Origin of the sequence: Streptomyces halobius (genome assembly GCF_023277745.1) — a bacterium.
GTDB classification, from domain to species: domain Bacteria; phylum Actinomycetota; class Actinomycetes; order Streptomycetales; family Streptomycetaceae; genus Streptomyces; species Streptomyces halobius.
Genome location: NZ_CP086322.1, coordinates 7705367 through 7720819, shown reverse-complemented (window position 1 = coordinate 7720819; position 15453 = coordinate 7705367). Strand labels below are relative to the sequence as shown.

13 protein-coding genes are annotated in these 15453 nt (G+C 72.7%); 5 read left to right on the top strand and 8 right to left on the bottom strand.

Translation table 11 applies throughout. The features are described 5' to 3' along the window. Positions 1–19: 19 nt before the first annotated feature. Positions 20–1192: a type VII secretion-associated serine protease mycosin gene (gene mycP / locus K9S39_RS34955; protein ID WP_248867317.1), complete on the bottom strand. Its 1173-nt coding sequence runs from the start codon at positions 1190–1192 to the stop codon at positions 20–22. Next, positions 1189–2577, bottom strand: a complete 1389-nt coding sequence (locus K9S39_RS34950; RefSeq protein ID WP_248867315.1) for a hypothetical protein — start codon at positions 2575–2577, stop codon at positions 1189–1191. Before K9S39_RS34950 ends, mycP begins: the two co-directional genes overlap by 4 nt. Before the next feature lie 232 nt (positions 2578–2809). On the opposite strand from K9S39_RS34950, the gene K9S39_RS34945 reads away from it, so the two are divergent. Further along, entirely contained in the window at positions 2810–4066 is a 1257-nt protein-coding gene (locus tag K9S39_RS34945; RefSeq protein WP_248867313.1) for an amino acid deaminase/aldolase, read from the top strand. Positions 4067–4148: 82 nt separating this feature from the next. On the opposite strand, the gene K9S39_RS34940 is transcribed toward K9S39_RS34945, so the two are convergent. The 4 genes from K9S39_RS34940 to K9S39_RS34925 all read right to left on the bottom strand — a co-directional run bounded on the left by K9S39_RS34940 (position 4149) and on the right by K9S39_RS34925 (position 9090). Next, a complete protein-coding gene (locus tag K9S39_RS34940; protein WP_248867312.1) occupies positions 4149–5432 on the bottom strand; it encodes an HAD family hydrolase in 1284 nt (427 codons plus the stop codon). Positions 5433–5522: 90 nt separating this feature from the next. Next, positions 5523–6323, bottom strand: coding sequence for a 3-oxoacyl-ACP reductase (locus K9S39_RS34935; RefSeq protein ID WP_248867311.1), 801 nt, complete (start codon positions 6321–6323; stop codon positions 5523–5525). Further along, positions 6320–7711, bottom strand: a complete 1392-nt coding sequence (locus tag K9S39_RS34930) for an aldehyde dehydrogenase family protein (RefSeq protein ID WP_248867310.1) — start codon at positions 7709–7711, stop codon at positions 6320–6322. The genes K9S39_RS34935 and K9S39_RS34930 overlap by 4 nt, the downstream gene beginning before the upstream one ends. Positions 7712–7722: 11 nt before the next feature. Beyond that, positions 7723–9090 carry a glutamine synthetase family protein gene (locus K9S39_RS34925; RefSeq protein WP_248867309.1) on the bottom strand — a complete coding sequence of 456 codons (1368 nt, stop codon included), beginning with the start codon at positions 9088–9090 and terminating at the stop codon, positions 7723–7725. 73 nt (positions 9091–9163) lie between these two features. On the opposite strand from K9S39_RS34925, the gene K9S39_RS34920 reads away from it, so the two are divergent. The 3 genes from K9S39_RS34920 to K9S39_RS34910 all read left to right on the top strand — a co-directional run bounded on the left by K9S39_RS34920 (position 9164) and on the right by K9S39_RS34910 (position 12477). Beyond that, the gene (locus K9S39_RS34920; RefSeq protein WP_248867308.1) at positions 9164–9898 is read left to right on the top strand and encodes a FadR/GntR family transcriptional regulator; all 735 of its coding nucleotides are present in this window, start codon (positions 9164–9166) and stop codon (positions 9896–9898) included. Between the two features lie 151 nt (positions 9899–10049). After that, the gene (gene eat / locus K9S39_RS34915; protein WP_248867307.1) at positions 10050–11537 is read left to right on the top strand and encodes an ethanolamine permease; all 1488 of its coding nucleotides are present in this window, start codon (positions 10050–10052) and stop codon (positions 11535–11537) included. Between the two features lie 241 nt (positions 11538–11778). Next, the gene (locus K9S39_RS34910) at positions 11779–12477 is read left to right on the top strand and encodes a gamma-glutamyl-gamma-aminobutyrate hydrolase family protein (RefSeq protein ID WP_248867306.1); all 699 of its coding nucleotides are present in this window, start codon (positions 11779–11781) and stop codon (positions 12475–12477) included. Positions 12478–12483: 6 nt separating this feature from the next. Here the strand turns inward: K9S39_RS34910 and K9S39_RS34905 are convergent, their stop codons facing one another. After that, a complete protein-coding gene (locus tag K9S39_RS34905) occupies positions 12484–12843 on the bottom strand; it encodes an SH3 domain-containing protein (protein WP_248867305.1) in 360 nt (119 codons plus the stop codon). A 375-nt stretch (positions 12844–13218) separates the two neighbouring features. Beyond that, complete coding sequence (locus K9S39_RS34900) at positions 13219–14106, bottom strand: LysR family transcriptional regulator (protein ID WP_248869098.1); 888 nt, start codon at positions 14104–14106, stop codon at positions 13219–13221. A 184-nt stretch (positions 14107–14290) separates the two neighbouring features. Here K9S39_RS34900 and K9S39_RS34895 point away from each other — a divergent pair, with 184 nt between their 5' ends. Next, positions 14291–15430: a TDT family transporter gene (locus tag K9S39_RS34895; protein ID WP_248867303.1), complete on the top strand. Its 1140-nt coding sequence runs from the start codon at positions 14291–14293 to the stop codon at positions 15428–15430. Positions 15431–15453: the final 23 nt, after the last annotated feature.

Below are 15453 nucleotides of genomic sequence, written 5' to 3'. Positions count from 1 at the left end.
GTTGCCGGGTGGGCGTTCGTCAGGGATACCTGGGACGGGCGCGCCAGAGGAAGAAGGCTGTGCCCAGGAGCGCCAGTCCGAGTGTGCCGGCGGTCCAGGGGAGCCAGTTGACGGGGAGCTCGTCAGCGGGTGCCGTGGCGGGGCGGGGGCCGAAGTAGCGGTCGGCGTAGCCGGCAGGGGACGGCTTCTGGCGGGTGGGGTTGAGGTTTTCGGCGGCCTTGAGAGCGGCGGCCGCGTCGACCAGGCCGGCGCCGAAGGTGTCGTCCCGGCCGCCCTCCGGGGTGTTCTGCGCGGTGCTGGTGAGCAGCTGCTTGATCTGTGCCGGGCTCAGGTCGGGGTAGGCGGAGCGGATCAGCGCTATGGAGGCGGAGACGAGGGCGGAGGCGGGGCTGGTGCCCCAGCCGTTGTAGTAACTGCGGTCGGGGTTGGCCATGACGACCTGTTCCCCGGGTGCGCAGACCGTGGCGTACCAGTGGCGGGTGGAGAAGGCGGGGCGGGTGCCCAGGTGGTTGACGGCCGTGACCGCGATGACGCCCGGGTAGGCGGCGGGGTAGGAGACGTGGTCGCCCTTCTTGCCGCCGTTGCCGGCGGAGGCGACGACGGGGATGCCCTTGCCGAGGGCGTACTGGATGGCGGCGTCCTCGCGCGGCTCGGGGTGCGCGGACTCGCTGTCGTCGCCCAGCGACATATTGATCACGTCGGCGCCGTGGTCGGCGGCCCAGCGGATGCCGTCGGCGAGGGCGCCGGCCTTCTCGGTGCGGGCCCGTTGGCGCTGCGGGTCGTTGTCTTCGAGGATCACCCGGACCGGCAGGATCCTGGCCTCGGGGGCGACCCCGACGACGCCGTCCTCGCGGCCCGCGCCATGCCCGTGACCGGCGATGATGCTGGCCATGCCGGTGCCGTGCACGGCCCAGGAGTCATCACCGGGCTCGGCGCCGAAGCCGATCAGGTCCTTCTGGGGCAGCACCTGGCCCTTGAGGTCGGGGTGGTCGGCGTCCACGCCGGTGTCCAGGACGGCGACGGTGATGCCCTCGCCCTTGGTCGTGCGCCATGCCTCCTCGGCGTGCAGCGCCTCCAGGGCCCATTCCTGGCCGCGGATGCCGTCGGCCGCCTGTGCGGGGAGGGCGGGCAGCACGGCCAGCGTGGCGGAGGCCAGCGCGACGGCGACACCGCGCAGCAGGGCCCTGGTCATGGCGTCTCCGTTGTCCGAGTGGGGCTGCCGGCCGCCTTCCGGAAGGCCGCCTGGACGAGGTCCGCGATGTTCTTGGCGTCGTGGGCCAGGCCCGACTCCCCCGCGGCGGTGGTGTTGCCGGGCCGGGCGGCGACCTCGGCGGGCTGCGGGTCGGTGACCTCGCGGCCGTCGGCGAAGCCGGAGACGGCGTAGACGACCACGGGGATGTCGGTGAGCACCCGGACGGTCCAGCTGGCCCGCTGGGCGGGCCCGAAGTCCGCGGCCGGGGTGCCTTTCGCGGGGTACGGCAGCGGCATCAGGTCCTTGCGGCCGGCCAGGTTCTTGGTGCTGAAGCGGGTGTTGAGCGCCAGCATGGCGTTCGCGTCGCCCTTGGTCACGAGGGCACCGACCGTGATGACGCTGGTGCGGGTGACGTCGGCGTAGGTGGCGCGCAGCAGGCGGGTGCAGCCGGCCGCGGAGAGCGCCTTGGCCAGCTCCGGGCCGAGGGCGTCCGCGCAGCCGCCGGCGGGGGCGACGGCGATCCGGATCCAGGTGCGGTCGGCGCCCCCGGGGCCGAGGCCGAGGCCGTTCAGCGTGCGCGGGAAGAGGGTGTCGACGGGCGTGCTGTGCCAGACGTCGCGGCCTTTGGCGAAGGTGGCCTGGCGGGTGGGGCGGGTGTCGGAGCCGCCGGTGAGCCAACTCCCGGCCGCCGCACCGCCGATGAGGCCGATGCCGAGGACCAGGCAGACCGCGGCGGCGACCACCCGGGCGCGGGGGCGGCGTACCGCGGACGGCCGGCGCGGGGACGACAGCGGACCGCCGGGTACGCCAACTGACTGTGACGGCAGCGGAGTCCGGTCCCGGGAGGAGTGCGGCGGGCGCTCCCCGCCGGGGGCGGCGGACGGGGCCGCGGAGGCGGGCTTGCGGGTCGGCTGCGGGGTGCCGGTACCGCGACCGGTGGCCTCGTTCCACAGCGCCTGGCTGTTGGCCAGGTGGAAGGCGGCGGTGTCGCGGAATGCGTCGGGGCGCCTGGGCTGGGGTGGGGTGGCAGGTGCCGGTGGCGCTTCGGGGTGCCTGGGCCGAGGTGGGACGGTGGGCGCCGGTGGCGCGGCCGGCGGTCCGGCGGACGGCTCCGTACGGGGACGGGGCGGCGCGGGCGGCGGGGCCATGGGACGCGGCGGGGCGGCGGGCGGCAGGGGGCCCTTAGGGGCGCCGGGCGCGGGGACGGCGGGGGCGGACGGTACCGGGCGCAGGACGGTGGTCTGCGGGTCGTCGGCGGGCGGGGTGGCCGATGGGGGTCTCCCCTGCTCGAACCCGGTTGAGAGCTCGGGGATCGGCCTCTGGGGCGGTTGGGGGGGTATCGGTGGGACACGGTCCACGCCCGCGTAATCGGCGTCGGTGCTCACCCGCGCTCCCCCTCGCGCCGCTGATCCCCGGCCCGATCGTCAATCGGGGCAGGCTGGTTCGTATCCGGACATCCCGCCGTTGACCTGCTGGTTGCGGCGTTGAGCCACTGTACGGTCTGGTGTGGCCACCGCTCCAACCCTCCCCCAAACTCTCAAGGAGCGGGGGGTACCCCATCACGCTGTCGCGATCCTTCCCCTACCCAGTGGTAGCCGAGTCTGGCAGGCTGCCGCCATGGACCGGTACACCCCCGACACCGATGGCGACAGGGCCCGTCCCCCAGCTCTCAACGACGTTCGAGCAGGGGAGACCTCACTCAACCGGGCTACCGCCCACCTCGACGCACCGCTGGCCGTCGTCGACCTGCGGGCTTTTGACGCCAACGCGGCCGATCTGGTGCGCCGCGCGAAGGGCAAGCCGATCCGGGTGGCGAGCAAGTCGGTGCGCTGCCGGGCTCTGCTGGAGCGGGTGCTGGCGCGGGACGGCTTCGCGGGGATCATGAGTTTCACGCTCGACGAGTCGCTGTGGCTGGCGCGTTCCGGCTTCACCGACGTGCTGCTGGCGTATCCGTCGGTGGACCGGGCCGGACTCGCGGAGCTGACCGCCGATCCCCAGTTGGCGGCCGCGGTGACGGTGATGGTCGACGATCCCGCGCAGCTGGATCTGATCGACGCGGCCAGGCCGGCCGGCGGTGGCGAGGAGGTGCGGGTCTGTCTGGAACTGGACACCTCCTACCGGACGATGGGGGGCCAGGTCCGGGTCGGTGCCCGCCGGTCGCCGCTGCGTGCGCCGGCCCAACTGGCCGCGCTGGCCCGCACGGTGGTGCGGCGGCCCGGATTCCGGCTGGTCGGGCTGATGGGGTACGAGGGGCATGTGGCGGGCGTGGGCGATGAGGTCGCCGGGAAGCCGGTGTTCTCGCGGGCGGTCCGGCTGATGCAGGCCGCGGCCCGCAAGGAGCTCGCGCGGCGCCGCTGGGAGGCCGTCCGCGCGGTGCGGGCGGTGGTGCCGCGGCTGGAGTTCGTCAACGGCGGCGGCACGGGCAGTGTGCAGCACACGGCGGCGGAGGCGGCGGTCACGGAGATCGCGGCCGGGTCGGGGCTCTACGTTCCCCGACTGTTCGACAACTTCCGTTCCTTCAGCGGGCGTCCGGCGGCGCTGTTCGCCCAGCCGGTGGTGCGCCGGCCGGGGCCCGGGACGGTGACGGTGCTGGGCGGCGGCTATCCGGCGTCGGGGGCCGCGGGCAGTGACCGGCTGCCGGTGCCGTATCTGCCGGCGGGGCTGCGCTACGACCCGCAGGAAGGGCCGGGCGAGGTGCAGACGCCGCTGCTCGGGCCGGCCGCGGACGGGCTGCGGATCGGCGACAAGGTGTGGTTCCGGCATGCGAAGGCCGGCGAGCTGTGTGAGCGGTTCGCGGAGCTGCGGCTGATCGACGGGGACCGGGTGGTGGAGAGCGTGCCGACGTACCGGGGCGAGGGCCGCACCTTCTTGTAACGGCGTCACAGGGCGCCGGTGCGGCCCCGCCCGGGGCGATGGGGGTCCCCCCGGCTCCTCAAGAGCTTCGGGGAGGTCCGGGTCAGCCGTGGACGCGGTCCCGCTGGTCGGGCACGACGGTGCCGTCGGGGCGGCGGAGCGGGCCGGGGATGCCGTCGGTGTTGGTGTAGCCCTCGGTGGCGCAGGGGTAGCCACCGGACTTGCGCGGCAGCGGCTCGATGAACATCGGGTTGATCACCCAGCGGCCGTCGGCGTTGTCGTACGCCCGGCACATCAGCTCGGTCTTGTTGCGGTTCATGGCGAGGTGCGCGCCGGTGGCGTCGTTGACGAAGGTCACATCGGTGTCGGCGTCACCGGCGCCCAGCGCGATGCGGTGCGCCGGGTCCTGCTGGCGCCATGCCTCCGCGCCCTTGATCTTGAAGATCTCCTGATTGATCCAGCAGCGCTTGCCGTCCATGTACGGCAGGACCTCGCCGTGGCCGTCCTTGACGTCGCCGCAGCCTCGGATGCCGGTGGTCAGCCGGCCGTGTCGGCTGATGCTGCGGATGCCGATGGTGTGCTCGCGGTCCAGGCCGACGCCGTCCGACCACGCCTCGGCGATTGTCTCGGAGGAGGCCGAGACGATGTAGACGTCGAAGCCGGCCTTCTTCAGGGTGCGGATGAGGTCGCGCTGCTGGTCGTAGTAGCGGATGTAACCGGCGACCTTGTGGGTGCCGACGGTCCGGGTGCTGCCGACGGGCGCGGCCAGGGCCTCGGCGCGGGCCTTCGCGGCGAACGCGCGCAGGGTGGCGGGGCGGTGGCCGGCGAACAGCTGCGGGACCCAGGCGTACTGGGGGACCGTGCGGCGGTGGTTCCACTCGCCGGCGAAGGCGTTCTCACCGCCCATGGTCTTCGCGGTCTCGCGGAGCTCGAAGATCTCGTCGGTGCAGGCCACGTTCTTCGAGGTGGGCAGCGGCTTGCCGACGGGGACGGAGGTGCCGCACGCCTTGGTCAGGGCCCGGTCGGCGGCGTCGGTTATCCAGGGGCTGGTCGCCTTCCAGCTCTTGGGCCGCAGGATCCTGTCGTGCTTGAGGGCCCAGGCGAGTGTGGCGTCGGAGATGTCGTTCTTGATGACGGTGTTGTCCCAGTCGAAGACGGCGACGGGGCGCGGGCCTCCGTTCCCCGAGCAGCTGCCGCGCTCGTCGATCATCTTCTGGAGCTTGGCCCGGTTGTGGCCGTACCACTGCAGGCTCTCGGACAGCTGCGGGCAGTCGGCGCGCGGTGCGACAGGTGTGGCAGGTGTCGGCACAGCGGTGGCGGCGGGCACCGAGGCCGTGAGGGCGGCGGCCGCGAGCAGGCCGGAGACGAGGGTGCGCTTGGCGCGCATGCATCCTCCTTGACGCATGGGGGGGCGGAACGCGCACCGGAACCGGCACGACTGCCGGTTCCGGTGCTGGTCATGGACCTTACAGAGGGGCTAGAGCGGAGTGACGTAGGCCCCGGCGATACCGCCGTCGACCAGGAATTCCGCGCCGTTCACGAAGGAGGAGTCGTCGCTGGCGAGGAAGGCGACGGCGGAGGCGATCTCCTCGGGCTCGGCGAACCGGCCGGCCGGGACGTGCACGAGGCGGCGGGCGGCGCGCTCCGGGTCCTTGGCGAACAGCTCCTTGAGGAGCGGGGTGTTGACCGGCCCCGGGCACAGGGCGTTGACCCGGATGCCCTCCCGGGCGAACTGCACGCCCAGTTCGCGGGACATGGACAGCACGCCGCCCTTGGAGGCGGTGTAGCTGATCTGGGAGGTGGCGGCACCCATCACGGCGACGAAGGACGCGGTGTTGATGATGGAGCCGCCGCGCCCGGTCTGCTCGAACTGGCGCTGCATGTAGGGCAGCGCGTGCTTGCAGCACAGGTAGACGGAGGTGAGGTTGACCTCCTGGACGCGCTTCCAGGCGTCGAGGCCGGTGGTGAGGATCGAGTCGTCGTCGGGCGGCGAGATGCCGGCGTTGTTGAAGGCGATGTCGACCGAGCCGTAGGTGTCGAAGGCGATCTTGTAGAGCGCTTCGACCTGCTCGGAGTCGGTCACATCGACCTGGACGAAGGTGCCGCCGACCTCTTCGGCGGCGGCCTTGCCGGCCTTGTCGTCGATGTCGGCGCAGACGACGTCGGCCCCTTCGGAGGCCAGCCGGCGGGCGGTGGCCAGGCCGATCCCGCTGCCGGCTCCGGTGATCACGGCGGTGCGTCCGACGAGGCGGCGGCACACGGCGGTCTGATCGGTCACGAGGGCTCCTTCGTGCTGGGCTCGGTGCTGATGAAGATGTTCTTGGTCTCGGTGAAGGCGGCGAGCGCGTCCGGGCCCAGTTCGCGGCCGAGTCCGGACTGCTTGAACCCGCCGAAGGGGGTCCAGTACCGCACGCTGCTATGGGAGTTGACGGACAGATTGCCCGCCGCGACGGCCCGTGAGACACGGATCGCGCGGCCCACGTCGCGGGTCCACAGGGAGCCGGAGAGGCCGTAGTCGGTGGCGTTGGCGATCCGGACCGCGTCGGCCTCGTCGTCGAAGGGGATGGCGACGGCGACCGGGCCGAAGATCTCCTCGGTGGCCGCAGGGTCCTCGGGCCGCCCCTCCAGGACGGTGGCCGGGTACCAGAAGCCCTTGCCGGCGGGGGCCTCGCCGCGGATGGCGGCCGGGGCGTCCTCGGGGACGTAGGACCGTACGCGCTCGCGCTGGGCGGCGGAGATCAGCGGGCCCATCTGGGTGGCGGGGTCGGCCGGGTCGCCCACCACGAACGCCTTGACGGCGGGCTCCAGCAGCTCCATGAAGCGGTCGTACACGGAACGCTGGACGAGGATGCGGCTGCGGGCGCAGCAGTCCTGCCCGGTGTTGTCGAGGAAGGAGCCGGGGGCGGCGGCCGCGGCGGCCTCGATGTCGGCGTCGGCGAAGACGATGTTGGGGCTCTTGCCGCCGAGTTCCAGGGTCAGCCGCTTGGTCAGTGCCGCGCAGCGGGCGGCGATCTGGCGGCCGGTCGCGGTGGAGCCGGTGAAGACGACCTTGGCGACGCCGGGGTGGTCGACCAGCGCGGTGCCGGTGACCGGTCCCTCGCCCGGCAGGACCTGGAAGAGACCCTCGGGCACGCCGGCTTCCAAGGCCAGCTCGGCGAGCCGGAGCGCGGTGAGCGGGGTGGTCTCGGCGGGCTTGAGGAGGACGGCGTTGCCGGCCGCGAGCGCGGGGGCGGTGCCCCAGGCGGCGATCGGCATGGGGAAGTTCCAGGGGGCGATGACGGCGACGACACCGAGCGGCTCCTGGACGGTGAGGTTGAGGCCGCCCGCGACCGGGATCTGGGTGCCGGTCAGGCGCTCCACTCCCCCGGCGGCGTAGTGCAGCAGATCGCGGACGTTGCCCGCCTCCCATTGGGCGTTGCCCAGGGGGTGGCCGGCTTCGCGCAGCTCCAGTTCGGCGAGCTGCGTGATGTCGGCGTCGACGACGTCGGCGAACCGGCGCAGGATCCGGGCCCGGTCGCCCGGCGCCACGGCGGCCCAGGTCTCCTGGGCGGCGGCGGCCCACCGGACCGCGGCGTCGACCTCGGCGGCGGAGGTGGTGGGGACGGTGGCGACCACGTTTTCGGTGGCCGGGTTGAGGATGTTCAGCTCGTGCAGACCATGCGACACAGCGTGGTTCCTTACATGCGCTCGAAGGAGCGGAAGCGCTCCCAGTCCGTGACGGCGGCGTCGTAGGCGTCCTGTTCGACGCGCGCCATGTGGCGGTAGTGGTCGACGACCTCGTCACCGAAGGCCGCGCGCGCTATCGCGCTGCGCTCCCACAGCTCGGCGGCCTCGCGCAGGGTGGTGGGTACGTGAGCGGCGTCGCCCGTATACGCGTTGCCGGTGGTCGCGTCGGGGAGTTCCAGCTCGTTCTCCACGCCGTACAGGCCGGCCGCGACCATGGCGGCGACCGCGAGGTAGGGGTTCACATCGCCGCCGGGCAGGCGGTTCTCCAGGCGGTGGGAGCGGCCGTGGCCGACCACCCGGAGCGCGCAGGTGCGGTTGTCCGGGCCCCAGGCGACGGCGGTGGGCGCGAAGGACCCGGGGCGGAAGCGCTTGTAGGAGTTGATGTTGGGGGCGTGGAAGAGCGTGAAGTCGCGCATCGCGGCGATCTGGCCGGCGAGGAAGTGCCGCATGAGCCGCGACATGCCGTACGGGCCGTCGTCGTCGGCCAGGACGGGTCGGCCGTCCTCGTCCTGGAGCGAGAGGTGGATATGGCAGGAGTTGCCCTCGCGCTCGTCGTACTTCGCCATGAAGGTGAGCGCCATGCCCTCCTGCGCGGCGATTTCCTTGGCGCCGGTCTTGTAGATGCTGTGCTGGTCACAGGTGACGAGCGCCTCGTCGTAGACGAAGACGATCTCGTGCTGGCCGAGATTGCACTCGCCCTTGGCGGACTCGACGGTCATGCCGGCCGCGCCCATCTCGTTGCGGATCCGGCGCAGCAGCGGCTCGACGCGGCCGGTGCCGAGGACGGAGTAGTCGCCGTTGTACTGGTTGGCGGGGGTCAGCTGGCGGTAGCCGCGCGACCAGGCGTCTTCATAGGTGTCCTTGAAGACCATGAACTCCAGCTCGGTGCCGGCGTACGCGCTCCAGCCGTGCTCGCCGAGCCGGTCCAGCTGGCGGCGCAGGATCTGCCGGGGGGAGGCGACGACCGGCGAGCCGTCGGGCCAGGCCAGATCGGCGGTGATCAGGGCGGTGCCCGGGTTCCAGGGGGTGCGGCGCAGTGTGGCGGGGTCGCCGTGCATCGCGAAGTCGCCGTAGCCGCGTTCCCAGGAGGACATCCGGTAGCCGTCGACGGTATTGAGGTCGACATCGACGGCGAGGAGGTAGTTGCAGCCCTCCGTGCCGTGCTCCAGGACCGTGTCGAGGAAATAGCGGGCGGCGAACCGCTTGCCCTGGAGCCTGCCTTGCATATCGGTGAAGGCGAGGACGACAGTGTCGATCTCCCCGGTGTCGACGAGGGCTCTGAGCTCCTCGACGGAGAGCGGGGGCGTGCGGTCTGCCACGGTATTGCCTCCTGTCACTGCATCCGGAGTGCATAAGGTAGGCACACGAACCATTGATTGGGAAGGGGTCCCGATGGACGGTGCGGCGGATCGTCTGGCACCGGTGCTGCGTCCGGTGCGGGCCGGCAACGGTTTCGAGGAGGCGCTGGAGCAGATACTCCAGATCGTCCGGCTGGGCCTGGTGCCGCAGGGTGAACGGCTGCCCGCGGAGCGGGAGTTGGCCGAGCGGCTGCAGATCAGCCGGGTCACGCTGCGGGAGGTGCTCAAGGTGCTGCAGGACGAGGGCCTGGTGGAGCCCCGGCGCGGGCGCTACGGCGGCACCTTCGTACGGGTGCGTACGGAGACGCCGGGCGAGGCCGAGCTGCGGCGCCGGATCGAGAAGATCGACGTGGAGGACACGCTGCGCTTCCGGGAGGTGCTGGAGGTGGGCGCGGCCGGGCTGTGCGCGGCGCACGGCCTGACCGCCGAGGAGAGCGACCGGCTGCGGTCGGCGCTCGCGGCGACCCATGACGCGCCGCTCGGGGATTACCGCAGGCGGGACACCATGCTGCATCTGACCCTCGCGGAGCTGTCCGGCTCACCGTCGCTGGCGGCGCAGTACGCGGCGGTGCGGGCGACCGTGAACGATCTGCTGGACTGCATTCCGCTGCTGGTACGCAATCTGGAACATTCCCAGACCCAGCACATCGCCCTGGTGGAGGCGGTCCTGGAGGGCGACGCGGACGGCGCCCGCGAGGTGATGCGGGAGCACTGCCGGGGGACCGCCGCACTGCTGCGCGGCTTCCTCGCCTCCCCGGCGGCGCAATGAGGCCTCCGGCGACGAGACCTCCCCGTGACGGGGCCTTCCCCCGTCTCGTCACCAGTCTTTTACGCACGGGTCTTGCGCCGACGCGCACGGAGAGCAAAGGTATGCCCCCAAACCTTTACTCCGACACCCTTCGGCGAGGCAGGAGCGGCTCATGGCCGACAGCACGGAATCGCAGACCGCACCGCCCATCGCGCCCTCGGGCGCCGCCGCCCCGGGCGGCACCGCGGCGCCCGACGACGCCTACCTGGAGCGGCGGACCCTGCGCCGCGGCAGCGCGGGACCGTTGCTGCTGACCGGTCTGGGCGTCGCCTATGTCGTCTCCGGCGACTTCTCGGGCTGGAACAACGGACTGGCGCAGGGCGGCTTCGGCGGCCTGGCCATCGCCGCCGTCCTGATGGGCCTGATGTACACCTGCCTGGTCTTCGCGCTGGCGGAGCTGGCCTCGATCCTGCCCACCGCGGGCGGCGGCTACGGCTTCGCCCGGCGCGCCCTGGGCACCTGGGGCGGCTTCCTCACCGGCACCGCCATCCTCATCGAGTACGTCCTCGCCCCGGCCGCCATCTCCATCTTCATCGGCGACTACGTCGAATCGCTCGGCCTCTTCGGCCTGCACTCCAGCTGGCCGGTCTATCTGGCCTGCTTCGTCCTCTTCATCGGGATCCATCTGTGGGGCGTGGGCGAGGCACTGCGCTTCAGCCTGATCGTCACCGCCATAGCGGTCGCCGCCATCGTCGTCTTCGCGCTCGCCGCCCTCACCGACTTCCGGGTGGACGGGCTCAACGACATCCCGGTCAAGGAGGACGCGTTCGGCGCCAACTCCTGGCTGCCGTTCGGCATTCTCGGAATCTGGGCGGCCTTCCCGTTCGGTATGTGGTTCTTCCTCGGCATCGAAGGCGTACCGCTGGCCGCCGAGGAGACCAAGGACCCGGCCCGTTCCCTGCCGAAGGCGATGGCCGCCGCGATGGGCATTCTGCTGCTGCTCGCGCTGATCACCTTTGTCGCCGCGACCGGAGCGCGCGGCAGCGCCGCACTCCAGTCCGTGGGCGATCCGCTGGTCCAGGCACTGCAGCCGGACGGCGAGCCGACCACCCTCAGCCGGATCGTCAACTACGCCGGACTCGCGGGCCTGGTGGCCTCCTTCTTCTCCCTGATCTTCGCCGGATCGCGGCAGCTGTTCGCGCTCTCCCGGGCCGGCTACCTGCCCCGCTTCCTCTCCCTCACCAGCCGCCGCAAGGCCCCCTACCTCGGCCTGCTGGTCCCCGGCGCGCTGGGCTTCGGGCTCGCCGCGGCCACCGGCGACGGCGCCCGGATGCTGAACATCGCCGTCTTCGGCGCCACCATCTCCTACGCCCTCATGGCCCTGTCCCACATCGCGCTGCGCCGCCGCGAGCCCGGCCTGGACCGTCCCTACCGCACCCCCGGCGGCACACTGACCTCGTCCGTCGCGTTCGTCCTCGCCTGCTCCGCGCTGGTGGCGACGTTCCTGGTCGACAAGGACGCCGCGTTCATCGCCCTCGGTGTGTACGTCGTGGCGCTCGCCTACTTCGCCTTCTACTCGCGGCACCGGCTGGTGGCCGCGGCACCCGAGGAGGAGTTCGCCGCACTGGCGGCCGCGGAGGCGGAACTCGCACGCGACTGACACAGCGCCGGGGCGGCACCCGATGCGCGACCTCGATGCCGCCTCGACCGGGCCTGGATGCCGCCTCGGCGCGACCCCGACCGCTCGACACACCCCCGATCCGCCCCCGACACAACTCGGCACCCCCCGACGCGCCCCCGACACGACCTCGATACGACAGAACAACGCCGTCGCCACGGCCGGCCGGACTCCCCGGCCGGCCCCGGCCTTGCCACACTGGACTCACGGAGGATCACACCGCATGTCCCAGCCGCTCATCGGCATCAGCACGTATCAGCAGGAGGCCCAGTGGGGCGTCTGGACGTTGCCCGCCACACTGGTGCCCACCGGATACCCGCGGCTCGTCCAGCGCTCGGGCGGGCTGGCGGCGCTGCTGCCGCCCGGTGTCCCACAGACCGCCGCCGCGGCCGTCGCCCGCCTGGACGGGCTGGTGATCGCCGGCGGCGCGGATGTGGACCCGGCGCGGTACGGGGCGGAGCCGCACCCCCGGACCGGTCCGCCCTCCCTGGACCGGGACGCCTGGGAACTGGCCCTGATCGAGGCCGCGTTGGCGGACGGCGTACCGATGCTGGGCATCTGCCGGGGGATGCAACTGCTGAACGTGGCGCTGGGCGGCACCCTCGTCCAGCACCTCGACGGGCACGCCGGGCCGCCCGGCGTCTTCGACCACCACGACGTCAAGCCGGTCCCCGGGACGCTGTTGGGTGCGACCCTGCCGGAGCCGGTTTCCGTGCCGACGTACCACCACCAGGCGGTGGACCGGCTGGGCAGCGGGCTGCTGGCCTCGGCCTACGCGGAGGACGGCACCATCGAGGCACTGGAGCTGCCGGATGCGCGCGGCTTCACGCTGGCCGTGCAATGGCACCCGGAGGCGGGGGACGACACGCGCGTTATGGACGCACTGGTGGCGGCGGCGCGCGGGTCGTCCCCGGAGGCGTGAGCCGCCTCAGAGCTCCCTGGATCCGCAGGCGCCGGGGATCCAGCCGGTCTTGCCCCGGTAGGTGATCTTCATCCAGTCATTGCCCGAACGCCCGCAGAGGTTGTAGGACTGCCCCTTGGCCTTGTCGCGGATGCAGGTCGTCGCCCCCTTGAGGAACAGCCCGCGCGCGGTGCTGTTCAGCTCTCTCTTCGCGCGGATCTTCACGTTCGCCTGCGCCTCCGCGTAGACGCACGCGGCCGACGCGGACGTGGCCGTCACGGCCGTATGCGTCGTCCCCGGCGTCGCGGCCGCGGCGGTCCCGCCGGTCATCGCGGCACCGATCAAGGCCGCCGAGGCGATGGCGGGCCCGACAAACTTCAGCTTCATGGAAATCCCCCTGGTGCTTGCTGCTGATCTCTTTGCATCGATGATGATCCGCAAGGATTCGCACACGCTATCGAGTCAGGGGTTCGGTGCGCAACGCCTGTGGATAACGTGAACTCCCCACGCGACACGGAACCATGACGGGGCACCAGCGCCCCACGGCAGAGGCCGGTCCGGCAGGCCCCCGTCCGCAGAGGCTCCGCCCGGCCCCGAATCCACCGCACTCCACGCGGAATACCGCCCCGAACTCGCCACGCATCGCGGGAACACCACCCCGCCCCCGCCACGTTGTGGCCCGCAAGGGGCACATCCACCCCTTAGGGGATCTGTTCGTTCAACCCCTGGGGCCAGCCCTGTCAGCCCGCCCCCTCTCCCCCGTCAGGACACCCCCCGCGTCAAACCCAGCAGATCCCTCGCCGGCCCCACAGGCCGCTGTCCCGTAGGCCAGACGGCACGCAGCTCGCGGCCGAGACGGAGCCCGTGCACCGGGATCTCCGCCAGCCGGCGGGCGGTCAGCTCCTCGCCCACGGCGAGTTCGCTGAGGACGGAGGGGGCCGCCTCGCTGACCGCGGCGGCCTTCACCGCGGTGGTCGAGGAGAGTTCGAGGAGCGGGTCGGCGAGGCCGCCGTGCCCGGCCAGCGCCGCGTCCAGCACTTGACGGGTGCCCGAACCGCGCTCGCGCAGGATCAGCGGGGTCGCGGCCAGTTCGGCCGGGGTCAGCCCGGTACGCCGCCGGGTCCAGGGATGGGACGGGGCGGCCACGACGATCAGCCGGTCATGGCCGATGACCGTGCCGTCCAGCCCCGCGGGCACCTGCAGGCCCTCGACGAATCCGAGGTCCGCCTCGCCCGCGAGCAGCCGTTCGGCGACCGCGCGGGAATTGCCGGCGAGCAGTGTCACTGCGGTCCCGGGGCGCTGGGCGCGCAGCGCGATCAGCCAGCCGGGCAGCAGGTACTCGGCGATGGTCATGCTGGCCGCCACCCGCAGCCGGGAGTCACGGCGCCCACGCAGCGCCTGTGCGCCCGCGTCGAACGCCTCGGCCGCCTCCACCAGGCGCCGCGCCCAGTCCGTGACCAGCGCGCCGGCGTCCGTGAGCCGCGATCCGCGCGGTGAGCGCTCGACCAGCGCCACGCCCAACTGCCGTTCCATGGAACGGATACGGCTGCTGGCGGCGGGCTGGGTGATCCCGGTCGCCCGCGCGGCCCGGCCCAGGCTGCCGAGCCGGGCGACGGCGAGCAGCAGCTCCAGCGCGCCGAGGTCCGGCACCCGGTGCGACAGCGGTACGCCGGGCTCGGGCGTCGGGCCATGAGGGACGTCAGAGCCGTCACGGGGGACGCCATAAGGGCCGGCAGGGGGGCCTTCGTGGGGGACGCTGGACATAAACCCAGCTTATGCCCTCATAGATACCACGTCCCTGGTGGCGCCGGTCAGGGGCGAGGACCCTTCTCCCATGGCATCCCTCGCGCACGCCCCTTCCCGGTCCCTGACCGCCACCGGCCGCCCCGATCCCGCCCCGGCCCCCGCCCGTTCCTCCGTCCGGTATCTCGGGCCCAACTGGTACGCCGCGGTGATGGGCACGGCGATCGTCGCCAACGCCGGGGCGGTCCTGCCGCTCACCGCGCCCGGCCTGCGCCCCGCCTGCGCCGTGGTCTGGGCGCTGTCCGCGCTGATGCTGGTGACGCTGCTGGCCGCGCGGGCCGTGCACTGGATCCGGCACCGCGACCAGGCGCGCCGGCAGCTGCTGGATCCGGCGGTGGCGCCGTTCTACGGATGTCTGTCGATGGCGCTGCTCGCGGTCGGCGGCGGCACGCTTTCCGTCGGCCGCGAGGTGATCGGCGAACGGGCCGCGCTGGCCACTGGCGCGGTGCTGTGGGTTCTGGGCACCCTCGTCGGGCTGGCCGCCGCCGCGGCGATCCCGTATCTGATGGTGACCCGGCACCGCATCGAGGCGGGCAGCGCGTCACCGGTCTGGCTGCTGCCGCTGGTCGCCCCGATGGTGTCGGCGGCCGTCGGCCCGGCGCTGGTGCCGCGTCTGCCGGGCGAGCAGTGGCGGGAGGCGATGCTGCTGGCCTGCTCTGCGATGTTCGGGATGTCGCTGCTGGCGACGTTGCTGGTGCTGCCGCTCGTGGTGGCGCGGCTGTTCCACCACGGTCCGCCGCCGCTCGCGCTGACGCCCGCCCTGTTCCTGGTGCTCGGCCCGCTGGGCCAGTCCACGACGGCGGTGGGCAACCTCGCGGACGCCGCCCCGGGGGCCGTCGACGCCTCGTATGCGCACGCGACGGCGGCGTTCGCGGTGCTGTACGGCGTACCGGTGATGGGCTTCGCGCTGCTGTGGCTGGCGTTCGCGACGGCGATGGTGGTGCGGGCGTTCCGGGGCGGGATGCCGTTCACGATGACCTGGTGGGGCTTCACCTTCCCGGTCGGCACCTGCGTCACCGGCGCGGCGGGCCTGGCCCGGCACACCGGGCTGGCCGCCTTCGGCTGGCTCGCGGTGGCCCTGTTCGCGGTCCTGGTGACGGCCTGGGCGGTGGCCGCCGTGCGTACCGGCACCGGGCTGACGCGCGGTCGGCTTCTCGCGCCGCCCCGATAGCCCCTCAGCCCCCAGTAGCCCCT